14 protein-coding genes are annotated in these 15,932 nt (G+C 61.5%); 2 read left to right on the top strand and 12 right to left on the bottom strand.

Translation table 11 applies throughout. The annotated features are described in order from the left end of the window. Window positions 1-6: 6 nt before the first annotated feature. From ACEN9A_RS10785 to ACEN9A_RS10755, 7 genes are all read right to left on the bottom strand, one after another. The gene (locus ACEN9A_RS10785; RefSeq protein ID WP_018927660.1) at window positions 7-1,224 is read right to left on the bottom strand and encodes an amino acid deaminase; all 1,218 of its coding nucleotides are present in this window, start codon (window positions 1,222-1,224) and stop codon (window positions 7-9) included. A gap of 37 nt (window positions 1,225-1,261) precedes the next feature. Then, window positions 1,262-2,026 carry an IclR family transcriptional regulator gene (locus tag ACEN9A_RS10780; protein WP_192351064.1) on the bottom strand — a complete coding sequence of 255 codons (765 nt, stop codon included), beginning with the start codon at window positions 2,024-2,026 and terminating at the stop codon, window positions 1,262-1,264. A gap of 143 nt (window positions 2,027-2,169) precedes the next feature. Then, the gene (locus ACEN9A_RS10775; protein WP_019649173.1) at window positions 2,170-2,559 is read right to left on the bottom strand and encodes a RidA family protein; all 390 of its coding nucleotides are present in this window, start codon (window positions 2,557-2,559) and stop codon (window positions 2,170-2,172) included. 30 nt (window positions 2,560-2,589) lie between these two features. Next, window positions 2,590-3,381 (bottom strand): amino acid ABC transporter ATP-binding protein, encoded by a 792-nt coding sequence (locus ACEN9A_RS10770; protein WP_019578494.1) that lies wholly within the window; start codon window positions 3,379-3,381, stop codon window positions 2,590-2,592. After that, the gene (locus tag ACEN9A_RS10765; protein ID WP_018927656.1) at window positions 3,378-4,040 is read right to left on the bottom strand and encodes an amino acid ABC transporter permease; all 663 of its coding nucleotides are present in this window, start codon (window positions 4,038-4,040) and stop codon (window positions 3,378-3,380) included. The genes ACEN9A_RS10770 and ACEN9A_RS10765 overlap by 4 nt, the downstream gene beginning before the upstream one ends. 8 nt (window positions 4,041-4,048) lie before the next feature. After that, window positions 4,049-4,711: an amino acid ABC transporter permease gene (locus ACEN9A_RS10760; protein ID WP_019649174.1), complete on the bottom strand. Its 663-nt coding sequence runs from the start codon at window positions 4,709-4,711 to the stop codon at window positions 4,049-4,051. Window positions 4,712-4,763: 52 nt separating this feature from the next. After that, on the bottom strand, window positions 4,764-5,612 hold the full coding sequence (locus tag ACEN9A_RS10755; protein WP_258673576.1) for a transporter substrate-binding protein: 849 nt from the start codon (window positions 5,610-5,612) through the stop codon (window positions 4,764-4,766). Window positions 5,613-5,952: 340 nt separating this feature from the next. Between ACEN9A_RS10755 and ACEN9A_RS10750 the strand changes: the two genes are divergently transcribed. Next, window positions 5,953-6,399 carry a thioredoxin family protein gene (locus ACEN9A_RS10750; RefSeq protein WP_258673572.1) on the top strand — a complete coding sequence of 149 codons (447 nt, stop codon included), beginning with the start codon at window positions 5,953-5,955 and terminating at the stop codon, window positions 6,397-6,399. A 132-nt stretch (window positions 6,400-6,531) separates the two neighbouring features. Here the strand turns inward: ACEN9A_RS10750 and ACEN9A_RS10745 are convergent, their stop codons facing one another. Further along, a complete protein-coding gene (locus ACEN9A_RS10745; protein WP_019649176.1) occupies window positions 6,532-6,936 on the bottom strand; it encodes a MerR family transcriptional regulator in 405 nt (134 codons plus the stop codon). 77 nt (window positions 6,937-7,013) lie between these two features. Here ACEN9A_RS10745 and ACEN9A_RS10740 point away from each other — a divergent pair, with 77 nt between their 5' ends. Next, window positions 7,014-8,237, top strand: coding sequence for an NADH:flavin oxidoreductase/NADH oxidase family protein (locus ACEN9A_RS10740; protein ID WP_258673568.1), 1,224 nt, complete (start codon window positions 7,014-7,016; stop codon window positions 8,235-8,237). Window positions 8,238-8,423: 186 nt separating this feature from the next. On the opposite strand, the gene ACEN9A_RS10735 is transcribed toward ACEN9A_RS10740, so the two are convergent. From ACEN9A_RS10735 to cobN, 4 genes are all read right to left on the bottom strand, one after another. Continuing rightward, complete coding sequence (locus ACEN9A_RS10735; protein WP_258673566.1) at window positions 8,424-10,070, bottom strand: phospholipase D-like domain-containing protein; 1,647 nt, start codon at window positions 10,068-10,070, stop codon at window positions 8,424-8,426. 76 nt (window positions 10,071-10,146) lie between these two features. Beyond that, a complete protein-coding gene (locus ACEN9A_RS10730) occupies window positions 10,147-10,692 on the bottom strand; it encodes a vWA domain-containing protein (RefSeq protein WP_258673562.1) in 546 nt (181 codons plus the stop codon). Window positions 10,693-10,811: 119 nt separating this feature from the next. Beyond that, window positions 10,812-11,819: a magnesium chelatase ATPase subunit I gene (locus tag ACEN9A_RS10725; RefSeq protein WP_258673559.1), complete on the bottom strand. Its 1,008-nt coding sequence runs from the start codon at window positions 11,817-11,819 to the stop codon at window positions 10,812-10,814. Between the two features lie 203 nt (window positions 11,820-12,022). Continuing rightward, a complete protein-coding gene (cobN, locus tag ACEN9A_RS10720) occupies window positions 12,023-15,931 on the bottom strand; it encodes a cobaltochelatase subunit CobN (protein WP_258673557.1) in 3,909 nt (1,302 codons plus the stop codon). Window position 15,932: the final 1 nt, after the last annotated feature.

Here is a 15,932-nt window from a genome sequence, read left to right as displayed (position 1 = left end):
GGGCTCTTAGAAACAGGTTTCCATGGTTTCGATGACATTCAGCTGCTCATCCACCAGACACCCGATACGCCACTTGTCGAACGTCAAACACGGGTGCGAAGTCCCGAACGAAATGATATCGCCCACCCGCAACTCAACTCCCGGCGCCACGGTCATGAACGCGTGCTGGTCCATCACCGCCGTCACCTTGCAGGCACTTACATCATCGCCGGTCGCCGGCACCACGCCGGCCTTGTAACGCAGCAACGGCACCGGCAAACCGGCGTCGTAGGCCACGTCGCGCTTGCCCAGGGCGATCACCGCAAAACCCGGTTCGGGCAACGACTGCACATGCGCCCAGACTTCCAGCGCCGGGCGCAAACCTTCGTGCAGGTCGCTGCGACGGTCGAGCACGCAGCATTGTGCTTCTTTGTAGATGCCATGGTCGTGGGCCACGTAACTGCCGGGGCGCAGCACGCTGAGGAAACGCCCGCCGGCATTCTGCGCTTCGAACGACTCGGCGATCAGGTCGTACCACGCCGACCCCGACGCAGTGATGATCGGCTTGGCAATCGCGAACGCGCCGCTGTCCTGCAGTTGTACCGCCAGACGCACCAGGGAGGCAGCGAACTCGCGGATGCCGCTCACCGCATGATCACCGTGAATCACCCCTTCGTAGCCCTCGATGCCGGTCAGCGCCAACGCCGGTTGAGCGTTGATAGCCTTGGCCAGCGCCAGCACTTCGGCTTCGGTGCGGCAACCGCAACGACCGCCGACCACGCCGTACTCGATCATCACGTTCAGGCGCACGCCGCGCGAGGCGAAAAACGCGCCGAGGTCGGCGACGTTATCCGGGTGATCGACCATGCAGTAGAAATCAAAAGTCGGGTCTGCCAGCAGGTCGGCGATCAGCGCCATGTTCGGCGTGCCGACCAGTTGATTGGCCATCAGCACCCGCCGTACACCATGGGCGTAAGCCGCGCGGGTTTGCGTGGCGCTGGCCAGGGTGATGCCCCAGGCACCGGCGTCCAGTTGGCGACGAAACAGCGCCGGGGTCATGCTGGTTTTACCGTGAGGCGCCAGTTCCGCGCCGCTGTGACTGACGAAGTCCTGCATCCAGCGAATATTGTGTTCCAACGCGTCACGGTGCAGCACCAGTGCCGGCAGACTGACGTCCCGCACCAGGTTGGCGCCGGTCTGGGCGGCGCCCTTTTCCACGGCGGCGGTATTGATGGCAGTAGACATGGTCGATCTCCTCATACACGGCCGCAGGCAGCCGCTGTTATTCGTTGATACGCCGGGCGAGGCTGTTGGCGCTGTCGATCAGCACCCGGCGATAGTCGTTGTAATTGTTCTTCGCATCGGCCCGTGGGGCGACGATGCACAGGGTCGCGATGGCCACGCCGTTCGGGTCTTTGACCGGGGCGGCGAAGCAATGGGTAAAGGTGTCGGCGACGCTGTCGAAGGAAAAGAATCCGTCGATGGCGGCCTGGCGGATCTCCTCGAGAAATTGCTCCAGCGGCAGGCGTTCACCGTCGGGCAGGATGAAGTCGTCGGGGTCGATCAAATCGACGATCTGCTGATCGCTCAGGTGCGCCAGCAGCAGGCGCCCGGAAGCGGTCCAGGGGATCGGCGCGTTTTCGCCGATGTCCGAGGAAATGCGGAAATGCCGCTCACCCTCCTTCATCAATGCCACGGTGTATTTGCGTCCGTTGAGCAGGCACATCTGCGCGGTTTCGCGGGTCTGGCTGACGATTTCCTGCAAGGCGTGATCGGCCTCGCGGGACAGGTCGAAATGACGCAAATGCGCTTGTCCGAGGAAGTACAGCTGACGACCGAGGTAAACGTGACCTTCCTTGCCCACGGGTTCGAGGATGCGCCGCTCCAATAAGGACGCAACCAGTTCGTAGACCGTGGATTTCGGGCTGCCGATGCCGCTGGCGATTTCGTTCGGGCGCAGGGGCTGGCCGATTTCCTTGAGGAAATCGAGGATGTCGAACGCCCGGTCCAGACCGCGAGCCCGGCGCTTGATGGTGTCTTCGGTCATGTCTTCAGGTTCCCATTCAAATTCGCCCGTAGGAGCTGCCGCAGGCTGCGATCTTTTGATCTTGCCCTTGTAACGCTCCCAAAACGCCAAAAGATCGCAGCCTTCGGCAGCTCCTACAAGGGCCAATCAGCCGCGCCCTCGGTTCAGGCCTTTTTCTTGTACGCAATGCAATCAATCTCGACCTTGCAATCGACCATCATGTTCGCCTGCACGCAGGCCCGGGCCGGGGCGTGTTCGCTTTTGAAGTACTCGGAAAACACCTTGTTGAAACTCCAGAAATCCCGCGGGTCTTCCAGCCACACGCCCGTGCGCACCACATCTTCGAGCCCGTAACCGGCCTCTTGCAGAATCGCGATCAGGTTTTTCATGGTCTGGTGAGTCTGCTCGACAATCCCGCCCACGATGATTTCACCATCCACCGCCGGCACTTGGCCGGACACGTGCAGCCAGCCATCGGCTTCGACGGCGCGGGCAAAAGGACGGGGCTGGCCGCCACCGGCGGTGCTACCGGTGCCGTAACGAGTAATGCTCATGGGTGTTTCTCCTGATTAAAAAATGAAGGCTTAAAAGCGGGTGCTCTTGAGAAACTCCGCCAGTCGCGGCGACTGCGGGCGCTCGAACAATTCCTTGGGCGGCCCCTGCTCTTCGATCCGCCCCTGATTCATGAATACGATCTTGTCCGAGACCTCGAAGGCAAAGCGCATTTCGTGGGTCACCAGCAGCATGGTCATGCCATCTTCGGCCAGGCCCTTGATCACGTTCAGCACTTCGCCCACCAGTTCCGGATCGAGGGCCGAGGTGACTTCATCGAACAGCATCAAACTCGGGTTCATCGCAATCGCCCGGGCAATCGCCACGCGCTGTTGCTGACCACCGGACAACTGACCGGGGTAATGATCGCGGCGTTCCAGCAGGCCAACCCGCTCCAGCCATTTTTCCGCCAGCGCCACCGCCTCATCCTTGTGCAGCTTTTTCACCTTGAGTAAACCGAGGGTAACGTTCTGCAATGCTGTCAGGTGCGGGAACAGATTGAATTGCTGGAAGGCCATGCCGGTCATGGCGCGATGGCGGGCGATGACTTTTTCCGGGTGACGCACGCGCTTGCCGTTGACCTCGTCATAGCCGATGGATTCACCGTCGAGCAGAATCTGCCCGCCCTGGAACTCCTCGAGCATGTTCACGCAGCGCAACAGCGTGGTCTTGCCCGAGCCGCTGGAGCCGATCAGCGTGACCACATTGCCGCGCTGCATGGTCAGGTCGACGCCCTTGAGCACTTCGAGCTGGCCGTATTGTTTGTGCAGGCCGCGGATGTCCAGCAGCGCTTGGTTCTGGGTCGAAACTTGAGCTTGTGTCATGGCAAGGCCACCCGCTTTTCAATGTGCCGGCCGAGTAATTCGATGGCGTAGTTGATGACGAAAAACAGCAATCCGGCGAACAGGTAAAACTCCAGGGTCATGAAGGTCCGGGCGATGATCTGTTGAGTGCTGAGCAGCAGCTCGGCGACGCCGATCACCGACAACAAGGTCGACGCCTTGACGATCTCGGTGGACGAGTTGACCCAGGTCGGCAAAATCTGCCGCAACGCCTGGGGTAACAACACATAGCCCAGCGCCTGGTAAAACGTCAGGCCGATGGCCTTGCTCGCTTCCATCTGGCCGCTGGGCAGCGCTTGCAACGCACCGCGCACGATCTCGGCGACATGGGAACCGCAAAACAGCGTCAGGCCCAAAGTGCCTGCCCCGAAGGCGCTGATCTGCCAGCCCAGTGCCGGCGCCATGTAGAAGCAGGCCAGTACCAATACAAACACCGGCGTGCCGCGAATGATGTCGACGTAGAACCGGAACGGCGCGCGCATCCAGAACGTGCCGTAGGTGAGTACCAGGCCGGCGACGATGCCGACCAGCGTGCCCAGCAAAATCGCCAGGCCCGAGCACTGCACACTGGTCAGGAAGCCCTGCCACAGGACATCCCGGGCCACCCATAACTCATGCAACCAACTGGGGGATTCGTACATGGGGCCTCCTAACGGCGAATCGCCAGACGCTGTTCGAGGTAACGCAGCATCATGGCAATGAGGTAACAGGCCGCAACATAGAGCGCTGTGGTCACCAGCCAGGTTTCAATCACCCGGTAGCTCTCGACATTGATCTTGCGCGCATAATAGGTCAGCTCCGGCACGGCAATCGCCGCCGCCAGCGAGGTGTCCTTGAACAGCGAAATGAAGTTGTTCGACAGCGCCGGCAACACATTGCGCAGCATCACCGGCACGGTGACGTACGCCTTGACCTGCCACTCGCCCAAGCCGATCGCCAACCCGGCTTCACGCAGCCCCTTGGGAATGCTCAACAGCCCCCCACGAAACACTTCGGTCAGGTACGCCCCGGCATACAGCGACAGGGTGATGATGAACGAGGGGATCTTGTCCAGACGAATCCCCAGGCTCGGCAGCGCGAAGTAGATCAACAGAATCAACACCAGAATCGGCGTATTACGGATCACCGTCACATACACCGACGCCAGCCCCCGCAATGCGCGGTGCTTCGACAGCAAAGCAAACGCCATCAGCAGGCCGATCACGCAGCCGATGGCGATCGACACCAGCGCCAGCTCAAGGCCCAGGCCGAGCCCCGCCAGCAAGGTGTCGAAGTCGCGCCACACGGCGGCAAAATTCAACTGATAGTTCATGGTCAGCAGTACCTTGAGCGGGGCGATTTATCACCGCCCCGCTCTCACGGGATCATTTGAATTCGACTGGGAAACCGATTGCAGGAGTCGGCAGGTCGACACCGAACCATTGTTTGAAGGAGGCTGCGTACGTCGGGAATTCAACGCCGGTCATGCCTTCATGCAGCACGGTGTTGACGAAGTTCAGCCAGTCCTGATCGCCGCGTTTGACCGCACAGGCGTAGGTTTGCGGGCTCCAGGCGTAGGTCGGGCTGCGATAACGGCCAGGGTTCTGCACCATCAGGTATTTCACCGACGACTGATCGGTGGCAGCCGCGTCGGCACGGCCGGAGTTCACCGCCTGATACATCAGATCCACGCTGTCGTACTGATCGACTTTGGCCTTGGGCAGCGCCTGATGCACCAGTTCTTCGGCGTACACGTTCTGCAGCACTGCCACGGTCACACCGTCTGCGGCGGCCTTGAGGTCTTCGATTTCCTTGTACTTGCTGTTGGCCGGCAGCAACAGGCCAACACCTTCGCGGTAGTACGGCAGCGTGAACGCGACCTGTTGGGCCCGGCTGGCGGTCACGGTGATGAACTGGCAACTCATATCGACCTTGTCGGTCAGCAGGTTCGGAATCCGCGCATCGGACGACTGCACGACGAACTCGACCTTGCTCGGATCGTTGAACAACCCCTTGGCCACCATCCGCGCGATATCGATATCAAAACCCTGCAACTTGCCGTCCGCTCCCTGGAAGTGCCACGGCGCATTGGTACTGCCCGTGCCCACGATCAATTTGCCACGGGCCAGTACGCTGTCGAGCTTGCTGTCTGCCGCTTGAGCGACACCCACGGCAGCGGCCGAAGCCGCGAGAACGAAAACACACGCTTTAAACAAGGAAAGTCGGCGATGCATGGCAAGCACTCCAGGGCTGTGTTTATTCCGCTATACCGGAACTTGGTATGTAACAACGGAATAGACAGCAGAAAGTGTGCCACAGGTTGTGGGCGGAATCTCGGGGGATTGAAAAGTGATTTGAATCAAATGGATGCACACAGGTGCGAAGAAGGTGTTACGAAATGAGCGACTGAATGAGCGCTACCGTTGGCTACAGGCTGTGTGTGGTTGAGCCACATTGCAGTGCATTGCAGGTCAAAAAGAAGCAGAGCGCACCTGTAATTTCTGACAGTAGACCCACCCGCTCGCCTCCTTTAACGTCAACAGGCCTTCGATAGCCTTTGAAAAGGAGATTTCAATGCGTTCGATTTCCACCCAGCTATTGGATCCGGCCTACCGCAAAGCGCTCAACACCTGGCGCCCGGTGATTCTGTATTTCGGCACCGACCACTGTCCCGCCTGCGAATGGGCCGAGCCGGTTTTCCGTGAAATTGCCGAGCGGTACAAAGATCACGCGTGCATCTATGTGCTGGATACGAGCAAGTCCCCTCGGCATCCAAAAGTCACCGGCACACCGACGGTGCTGTTCTACAAGGAGGGGAAGCTGTTGAAGAAGCTCAAGGGCATTGGAGCCCCGGAAACCCTGGAAGAAAACTTCAAAAAACACATCGGCAAGCTCAGGCCCAAGCAGGTTGCCCGCAAACCTCGCCGGGACTTGCAATGGTTGCAGAAGACCCTCAGCAGATTATGCACTGCGCCCCGGGCTCGGGAGCTGTTGAACTTGCGTTTGATGAGTGCTGTTTGAGCCGTCAGATCAAAAGATCGCAGCCTGCGGCAGCTCCTACTGGCGTACGCCGATCTCCCGTAGGAGCTGCCGCAGGCTGCGATCTTTTGGAATTCACCCGACTCCTGATTCGATCAACATACCGCGCCACCGCTACTGCTTGAGCGATGCCAATACCCGCTCGGCATTCGCACCGCACCCCATGCCCTCGGGTCGCGCCTGGATGCTCTCGATCACTTCCAGCAACCGCGCCTTGCTCTGGGCCAGGTGCAGTTGCATCTCTTCGATCTGCTCGACCTTGCGCTCAAGACCCGCCACCAGTTCGTCGTGCTTGAACTCCCCCGTCGCGGCATCCGGTAACAGCAGCTTCAGCTCTTCCAGGCTGAAACCGGCCTGTTGGGCGCATTGGATGATTTTCAGGGTTTGCAGTATTTGCGGCGGATAACGCCGATAACCGTTGGTCTGACGCTCGACCTGACGGATCAGCCCCTGGGCCTCGTAAAACCGAATGCGCGAAGCGTTTAACCCGCTCAGTTGCGCCAACTCACCAATCTTCATCACGGCCTCATTTGCACGCTTGACATTAAAGTTAACTTTAAGCTTAGCCTCTACTCATCACTGATGAGGAGTCAAGTATGTCGCCCTTCCAAACATTGAATTTGCCCAACGGCCAGACCATCGGTAATCGCATCGCCAAAGCCGCGATGGAAGAGAACCTCGCCGATACCGGGCAGGCACCTTCCGGCGAGTTGTTTCGGTTGTATCAAGCCTGGGCTGACGGTGAGGCCGGGCTGTTGCTGACCGGCAATGTGATGATCGACCGCCGTGCCATGACCGGCCCCGGTGGCGTGGTGCTGGAAGACGAGCGACACCTGGAACGCTTTCGTCAGTGGGCAACCATCGGCCGGGCCAGTGGCGCGCAGTTCTGGATGCAACTCAATCATCCCGGGCGCCAGACCATGGCCAACCTCGGCCAGCAGGCCTTGGCCCCCTCGGCGGTAGCGCTGGACCTGGGCGGGTTTTCGAAGATGTTTGCCGAGCCCAAACCGATGGGCGAGGACGACATTGCAGAAGTCATTCAACGCTTCGCCACCAGCGCCGCCCTGGCGGAAAAGGCCGGTTTCACCGGGGTGCAGATTCATGCCGCGCACGGTTATCTGCTCAGCCAGTTTCTGTCGCCGTTGACCAATCGCCGCACCGACCGCTGGGGGGGCTCTCTGGAAAACCGTGCGCGTTTGCTGCTGGAAGTGCTCGGCGCTGTTCGCAAGTCGGTGTCGCCGCAGTTTTGCGTGGCGGTGAAGCTCAATTCCGCGGACTTCCAGCGCGGCGGTTTCGACGCCGATGACGCCCGGCAAGTGATCCAGTGGCTCAACGAGCAACAGATCGATTTGCTCGAGCTCTCCGGCGGCAGCTACGAAGCACCGGCCATGCAAGGCGAGGCTCGCGACGGTCGGACCCTGGCGCGAGAAGCGTACTTTCTGGAAATGGCCAGCGAACTGGCCGGTGTGGCGCACATGCCAGTGATGGTGACAGGGGGAATTCGTCGGCTGGCAATCGTCGAACAGGTGCTCGACAGTGGCGTCGCCATGGCCGGTATCGGCACGGCACTGGCCATCGAACCGCAGCTGGTCAAACGCTGGCGTGAAGGCCAGAACAGCCACCCGCAGTTGCCACCGATTCGCTGGAAACGCAAAGCCCTGGCGTCGCTGGCGAACATGGCCGTGGTGAAGTTTCAGCTCCATCGATTAAGCCGCGGGCGCACGCCCAGGCCGCAGGTTTCGGCGGTATGGGCATTGATCCTCGACCGGTTGTACATCGCCCGGCGTACCCGCCAGTACCGCCAGGCAATGGGCAAATAACCGAAGAAACCTGTGGGGGCCATTGTGGCGAGGGGGCTTGCCCCCGTTCGATTGCGAAGCGATCGTAAACCCAGTCACCGTCTTCGGATTCAAGATCGTAGCGACTGGTTTTAGGGGCGCTTCGCACCCCAACGGGGGCAAGCCCCCTCGCCACAAAGAATCTCCCACAGGGAATCGCCAGCGTGTTTATCGTCCGGAAAAGCGCAGCCGCGATAACATCCGCAGGTCGCCCTCGCGGTAATAGTCATCGGTCCAGCTGTCATCCGCCGCCAACGGCCGGACCTGCTTGAGTTGCAGTTTCTTTGCAAAGTAGCGGAACCGGTAATGCTCGTAGAAGCGCAGTAGTTCCAGCCCGTAACGGTCGGCCAGGTCGGTGTCGCCACGGATGATCAGGTAGTTCTCGTCGTTGCCATTGCTGGCTGCGTCACTGAGGTTGTGGCTGCCGCTGATGATGGTCGGTGAGTCGCTGGTGAAGTCGACGACGATGGCTTTGGTGTGCACCAGCAGGTTGCCCTTCTGGCCTTTCATGTTTTCCTTGAGCCAGCCTTCAAGGCCGGTGTTGAGCAACGCGGTGGCGGCGAATTCAGCGGTGCGGTCGGCGTGGAAACCGGTGATGCTGCTGACCGTGTTTTGCAGGCCGTAACGCAATATGTCGTCGTGGGGTTGGCCGAGCAGCGCGTTGAGTATTTTGTCCGGCAAGGTGAATGCCGTGACAAACAGCAGGTCTTTTTTGGCGGCGTTGATGATCTTGATGAACTCACTCAAGTCGCCCTCGCCTGAGCGCGGTGAAAAGCCGGCGAACAGCGGCTGGTCAGGCTGCATCGGATTGTGTTCCGTGAGCCAGTCCCGCGTGGCGCCGACGTCCGCCGGCGTGGCCCAGACCTGCTCGAAGGTTTGCAGGTAAGTGGCGCCGATCCGAGCGTCGTCCAGCACATGCACGACATTGGCCTGACGGTAGACGCCGTTGGCAGTGAAGTTGGTACTGCCGCAGAGTACCGCTTCGGGCTGATGCTGCCCCGCCGCATCGAGCCGGCTCAGGACCATGAACTTATCGTGAAAGATATTGTGGGTGACTCGCCCGCGCTTGTTCGCCGCCGGGATTTTTTCCAGGCTGGCTTCGTTCAGCGCCGTGGTGTCTTCGCCAGGTTGGGCGTGGTACAGGACCCGAACCTTTACGCCACGCTCGAAGGCGGCGTTCACCGCATCGACGATCGCCTGCAGCTGGTATTCATAGATCGCGATGTCCAGCGCCCAGTGGCCATCCACGGCACGTTCGATAAACCCGAGCAGGCGTGCGAGCAGACCATTTTCCAGCCATTGCCGTGGCGCGTCGGGCCATTCTTCGATGGGCAGTGTCTTGTTGACGCTGAGCAGCGCATCGAGGTCGGCGAATTTGCGCTGGAACGCCTGACTGGCAGCCACTGCCCGGTTGAAAATCACGTTCTGCCCCTTGGGCAGGCCATTGTCCGTGGTGACCGTCACTTCCAGGCTTTCACCCAACTGTGGCGCATCGGCAGTGCCATAGGCCAGGTGAACCCGATAATGGATCGTCACACCCGGATTGACCGCGTAATCGGCCCAGCGAAATTTCTGCAAAGGCGCGGCATCGCTGGGGGTGGCGTGAAACTGGGGGAACGTATGATCCTTGCCGGGAAAGGTCAGGCTGTTGAACAGAAACAGCCAGGGTTTGTCGCCTTGCTGTTTTTCGATGGCAAACCCCAGCAGGCCTTTACGGCGGGGTTCGGCCAGGTCGATGGCCAGCAGCACACCGTTGGTGCCGGCGTAGGCTTTGACGCGGAAATCGTCCTGATCGTTGCGGGCTAGAACGCGCATGGGTCACTCCTGTGATGGGTTTGCTTACAGAGCATAGGGCAGCGATGCGATGGGGCCAGCACTGTCAGCACAAAACTCAACCTGAAATCAGCTCATCGATATGTCGATAATCAACCTGTAACTGCGCTGCCAACACCTTTGCCCGCCCGAGCCGAATCGGCCCGCGCTCGATGTCGATCAGCAACCCCGGGCAATCCAGCGTCGGCAATGTCGACCATTCCTTCAACCGTCCATCTGTCACTAGCAACAGCCGCTGCTGCTCGGCCGGAAAACGCTTTTGCCGTGCCGCCAGCCAGTGCCCTGCCTCGCCCAGCGCCGCCAGCATCGGCGTCCCGCCGCCGGCGCCCAATCCCTCGAGCCAATCGCGTAAGCCCGCAGAAGCTTTCAACCCCTGCACCTGCCACTTCGGCAAGTGACCGCTGGCGGTCAGCAAAGCCATACGTGCGCGCTGTCGATAGGCATCGTCGAACAGTTGTGCCAGCAAGCCCTTGGCATCGCTCAACGCCTGATGGCGCCGGGTCGAGGCCGAGGCATCGACGATCACCAGCCACAGTTCATGCGGGGTGCGGGTCCGCAGATGGAACAATAGATCATCGCGTTGATGCGGTCGGCCGTTGAGCAAGGTGCCGGGCCAGTTGACCGATCCGCTGGGGGCGGCGTGACGCTTGCCCTGTTTACCGTGATCCAGCCGGCCTGCGCGGGGTCTGGCATTCGCCCCCGCGTCTGATCGAGGGCGAATGCCTAGGGCTTTTTTGGCCAGCTCGGCACTTCACGTCGAGCACCGACCGGCAGCGCCTGGGCGGGCATTTCGCCCCACTGGCCCTGACCTTCGTTCGGGTTGGGGGTTTGCGCAGGGGATTGCTGTGGCGCTTGGGAATGTTGCGGCGCAGAGGTCGAATGCTCCCGACGACGATGACGCAAGGCAAATTCGGCGACCGCGTCGATATCTTCTTCGGCAATGGCGTTCGCGCCACGCCAGGCAGCATGTGCCCGCGCCGCGCGCAGCCAGACCAGATCGGCCCGCAAGCCGTCGACGCCGGCAGCAAAGCAGCGCTCGGTGATCTGCGCCAATGCGGCATCGTCGAGAGGGATACTCGCCAGGGCCGCACGCGCCTTCTGGCAACGCTCGCGCAGTGTATGTTGCTGACTTTCCCACTCGGCGCAGAACCCTTGCGGATCGCTGTCGAAATCCAGTCGACGACGGATGATCTGGCCGCGCTCGGTGGGTGCGGTATGGCCGCTGAGGGCGACGTTCAGACCAAAGCGGTCGAGCAGTTGCGGGCGCAGTTCGCCCTCTTCCGGGTTCATGGTGCCGATCAGCACAAACTTCGCCGAATGCCGATGGGAAATCCCGTCACGCTCGATCAGGTTGGTGCCGCTGGCGGCCACGTCGAGCAGCAGGTCCACGAGGTGATCGGGCAGCAAGTTCACTTCATCGACGTAGAGCACACCGCCGTCGGCCTTGGCCAATACACCCGGAGAAAACTGTGCGCGCCCTTCGCTCAAGGCCGCGTCGAGATCGAGGGTGCCGACCAGCCGTTCTTCGGTGGCGCCCAAGGGCAAGGTGACGAATTGACCACTGGCCAGCAGGTCCGCCAAGCCTCGGGCCAGGGTCGACTTGGCCATGCCGCGCGGGCCTTCGATCAGCACACCACCGATTTTCGGGTCGATGGCGGTCAGGTACAGGGCGAGCTTCAAGTCATCGGCGCCGACCACGGCGGAGAGCGGGAAATGGGGGGTGTCGGTCATGTCGGGTCTCGCTTGTGGTCAGAGATTACATTGTGGCGAGGGGGCTTGTCGGAACGCCGCATCGCCCCGTTCGGCTGCGAAGCAGTCGTAAAACCGGGCAACTCGGTGTAAACAGAGGCAAAAGCGGGGGCCGCTTCGCGACCCAACGGGGGCAAGCCCCCTCGCCACAGCCCCCTTCGCCACAAATTTCCTTTGCTCACCGGCTAACTGTCTTCTTCTATATCCAGCAACAAATTCTCCAGCGCCTCGCGGTATTCACCCGGTTCCTGCCACATCCCCCGTTGCTGCGCTTCGAGCAGGCGCTCGGTCATATCGCGCAAGGCGTGGGGATTGTGTTCGCGAACAAACTCCCGGGTCGCCGGATCAAGCAAATAGGCGTCCGCCAGCAACGCATACTGGTGATCGTCGATCAGCCGCGTGGTGGCGTCGAACGCAAACAGGTTATCGACCGTCGCCGCCAGTTCGAACGCGCCTTTATAGCCATGACGCTTGACCCCGTCGATCCATTTCGGATTGGCCGCCCGGGAACGGATCACCCGGTTCAGCTCTTCCTTCAATGTGCGGACCTTCGGCAAGTCCGGCTGACTGTGGTCACCGTGATAACTCGCCGCCGCTGCACCGCTAAGGCTTTCGACGGCCGCCAGCATGCCGCCCTGGAACTGGTAATAGTCGTTGGAATCGAGCAAGTCGTGCTCGCGGTTGTCCTGGTTTTGCAGCACGGCCTGCACCTGGCTCAGACGCTGGGCGAACTGTTCGCGGGCGGCGGTGCCTTCATCGGAGCCGCCGTAAGCGTAGCCGCCCCAGTTCAGGTAAACCTCGGCCAGGTCTTCGCGGCTTTGCCACAAACGACCGTCGATGGCGCCCTGCACGCCGGCACCGTAAGCACCCGGTTTGGCCCCGAAGATCCGCCAGCCGGCCTGCCGCCTGGCCGCCTCTTCATCCAGACCGGACGTCAACAACGCTTCGCGCTCGGCACGAACCTTGGCCGCCAACGGGTTGAGATCGTCCGGCTCATCCAGCGCGGCGACCGCTTGCACGGCGGCGTCGAACAGCCGGATCAGGTTGGCAAAGGCATCGCGGAAGAATCCGGAGACGCGCAAGGTCACGTCCACCCGCGGCCGGTCCAGCAGGCTCAACGGCAGAATCTCGAAGTCGTCGACCCGCTGACTGCCCGTCGCCCATACCGGCCGCACGCCCATCAAGGCCATGGCCTGGGCAATGTCGTCGCCGCCGGTGCGCATGGTCGCGGTGCCCCAGACCGACAGGCCGAGCTGACGCAAGTGATCGCCGTGATCCTGCAAGTGCCGTTCAAGAATCAGGTTCGCGGATTGAAAACCGATGCGCCACGCCGTGGTGGTCGGCAGGTTGCGCACGTCCACCGAATAGAAGTTGCGCCCGGTGGGCAACACGTCCAGCCGTCCGCGACTCGGTGCACCGCTCGGCCCGGCCGGGACGAATCGACCGCTTAGGGCGTCCAGCAGGCCACGCATTTCCGCCGGACCGCAGGCGTCCAGGCGTGGCGCAACCACCTCGCGCAAACTGTCGATGATCGCGCTCACTTCGGACCAATCTGCCTCCTGTGGGAGCGGGTCTAGGTGGTGAGGGGCCTTGTGGCGAGGGGGCTTGCCCCCGTTGGACTGCGCAGCAGTCCCGTTTTTTGGGGCCGCTTCGCGACCTAACGGGGGCAAGCCCCCTCGCCACAAAGGTTCGCTCCCACACGGGCCAGGCTCGGCATTCAACGTCTGCGAAATTAGTTGCGCGGCGAACAGTTCCAGACGCTCACGGGTGTCTCCCGCTGTGCGCCACAACTCATCGCTGACCGCTTGCAATGCATTCGGCCGAGGGCCGTTCCAGGGCTCGGCCAACACGCAATCCAGTGGATCGAAGCCCAACTCGAACGCTTTGGCCAGCGCCCGCAACAAACTCGATTGCGCGCCACGGCCGTCGCCGCGAGGAATGCGCAGCAAGGCCAATAAGGTGTCGATGCGCAATTGCCCGGTCGGCGACTCGCCAAACACGTGCAGGCCATCGCGGATCTGCGATTCCTTCAAGTCACACAGGTAAGTGTCCAGGCGCGGCAACCAGATCGCCGCGTCGGCATCGCTGTCGAGCTTCTCGTCCAGTTGCAGTTCGCGATCAATGTGCGTGTCGCGCACCAGTTGCAGAATGTCGCGTTGCAGTTCCCGGGCGCGGCGTGGATCGAGCAACTGCGCTTCGTAATACTCGTCAGCCAACAACTCAAGGTTGCGCAGTGGGCCGTAGGTTTCGGCGCGGGTCAGCGGTGGCATCAGGTGATCGATGATCACCGCTTGCGTGCGGCGCTTGGCCTGGGCGCCCTCGCCCGGGTCGTTGACGATGAACGGATAGATGTTCGGCAGCGGTCCGAGCAGCGCGTCGGGCCAGCAGTTTTCAGATAACCCGACGCCCTTGCCCGGCAGCCATTCGAGGTTGCCGTGCTTGCCGACGTGGATCACGCCGTGGGCGCCGTAGGTGTTGCGCAACCAGAAGTAGAACGCCAGATAACCGTGGGGCGGCACCAGGTCCGGGTCGTGATAGACCGCGCTCGGGTCAACCTGATAACCCCGGGCCGGTTGAATGCCGACGAAGGTCAGGCCGAAGCGCAACCCGGCAATCATCATTCGCCCGCCACGGAACATCGGATCGTTTTCAGGCGAGCCCCAACGTTGCAGCACCGCCTCGCGATTGGCTTCGGGCAGCGCGTTGAACATCAAAAAGTAATCGTCCAGCGCCAGGCTTTGCTGACACGGGCGCTGATCGATAGTGTCCAGGTCATTGCTGACGCCACCGAGCAGTTGCTGGATCAGCGCGGTGCCGCTGTCCGGCAACTCGGCCGGCAACGGATAACCTTCTTGATGCAGTGCACGCAGGATGTTCAGCGCCGCGGCGGGTGTGTCGAGACCGACGCCATTGCCGATGCGTCCATCGCGAGTCGGGTAGTTGGCGAGGATCAGGGCAATGCGTTTTTCACTGTTGGGCAGCCGCGCCAGATCAATCCAGCGCCGCGCCAGTTCAGCGACAAAATCCATGCGTTCAGGCTGCGGTCGATAGCAAACCACATCGGACTGACTGCGCTCGCTGCGCCACGCCAGATCCTTGAAGCTGATCGGCCGACTGATGATTCGCCCGTCCAGCTCCGGCAGTGCAATGTGCATCGCCAAGTCACGGGGACCGAGGCCTTGCTCGCTGGCAAGCCAGCCGGGCTCGTTGTCCTGGGCGCAGATCGCCTGAATCACCGGAATGTTGCGACGAAACGGCCGCAGGTGCGGCGCTTCAGGGCTGGACTGGGCGAAACCGGTGGTATTCAGAATCACCCCCGCCTCGACTTCGTCCAGCCAGTCCTCGACCACCGCCAGGCAGCCGGGCTCTTTCAGACTGGCCAGCGCAATCGGTAACGGGTTGAGCCCCGCCGCCTGCAAACGCTGGCAGAAAACATCGATGAAACCGGTGTTCGCCGCCTGCAAGTGCGAGCGGTAAAACAGCACCGCCGCCACTGGCTGATCGACCTGCCAATCGGCTTGCCAATCCTGAAGGTGCGCGGGGCTTTTTTGTGGGTGGTAGATCGCGGTGCGTGGCAGGGTTTGCGGCTCGGACCATGGATAGTCGCGGCCCAGCCAGCGACTGGCGAGGCAGCGAAACAGGTCGAGCGCATTGGCCATGCCGCCCTGACGCAGGAAGTGCCAGAGCCGGTCGCGGTCTTCGGGGATCACGGTGCTCAGATCGCTGAGTTCCGGGTCCGGGCGATCGTCGCCCGGCACCAGAATCAACTGCACACCGCGCTGGGACAATTCCACCAGACGCTCGATGCCGTAACGCCAATAGGCGATGCCGCCGTGCAGTGAGATCAGAATCACCTTGGCGTGGCGCAACACCTCATCAACGTAGAGATCCACCGAGGCGTGATTCTGCACCTGCATCGGGTTAGCCAGACGCAGGCTCGGGTAATCGTCGGGCAGCTGCTGCGCCGCCTCGGCGAGCAACGCCAGACTGGAATCGCCGCTGCACAGGATCACCAGCTCGGCGGGGGTTTGTCCAAGGTCGGCAATGTTGTCATCCGACACGAAACCGCCGGGCTGGGTCCTGAGCAGGTGCATG

Source organism: Pseudomonas sp. Pseusp18, assembly GCF_059506005.1.
This window is presented reverse-complemented; position numbering and strand designations above follow the sequence as displayed.

Coding starts and splice junctions, on each gene's coding strand:
- ACEN9A_RS10785 (WP_018927660.1), bottom strand. CDS start 1,224: ATGTCTACTGCCATCAATACCGCCGCCGTGGAAAAGGGCGCCGCCCAG.
- ACEN9A_RS10780 (WP_192351064.1), bottom strand. CDS start 2,026: ATGACCGAAGACACCATCAAGCGCCGGGCTCGCGGTCTGGACCGGGCG.
- ACEN9A_RS10775 (WP_019649173.1), bottom strand. CDS start 2,559: ATGAGCATTACTCGTTACGGCACCGGTAGCACCGCCGGTGGCGGCCAG.
- ACEN9A_RS10770 (WP_019578494.1), bottom strand. CDS start 3,381: ATGACACAAGCTCAAGTTTCGACCCAGAACCAAGCGCTGCTGGACATC.
- ACEN9A_RS10765 (WP_018927656.1), bottom strand. CDS start 4,040: ATGTACGAATCCCCCAGTTGGTTGCATGAGTTATGGGTGGCCCGGGAT.
- ACEN9A_RS10760 (WP_019649174.1), bottom strand. CDS start 4,711: ATGAACTATCAGTTGAATTTTGCCGCCGTGTGGCGCGACTTCGACACC.
- ACEN9A_RS10755 (WP_258673576.1), bottom strand. CDS start 5,612: ATGCATCGCCGACTTTCCTTGTTTAAAGCGTGTGTTTTCGTTCTCGCG.
- ACEN9A_RS10750 (WP_258673572.1), top strand. CDS start 5,953: ATGCGTTCGATTTCCACCCAGCTATTGGATCCGGCCTACCGCAAAGCG.
- ACEN9A_RS10745 (WP_019649176.1), bottom strand. CDS start 6,936: ATGAAGATTGGTGAGTTGGCGCAACTGAGCGGGTTAAACGCTTCGCGC.
- ACEN9A_RS10740 (WP_258673568.1), top strand. CDS start 7,014: ATGTCGCCCTTCCAAACATTGAATTTGCCCAACGGCCAGACCATCGGT.
- ACEN9A_RS10735 (WP_258673566.1), bottom strand. CDS start 10,070: ATGCGCGTTCTAGCCCGCAACGATCAGGACGATTTCCGCGTCAAAGCC.
- ACEN9A_RS10725 (WP_258673559.1), bottom strand. CDS start 11,819: ATGACCGACACCCCCCATTTCCCGCTCTCCGCCGTGGTCGGCGCCGAT.
- cobN (WP_258673557.1), bottom strand. CDS start 15,931: ATGCACCTGCTCAGGACCCAGCCCGGCGGTTTCGTGTCGGATGACAAC.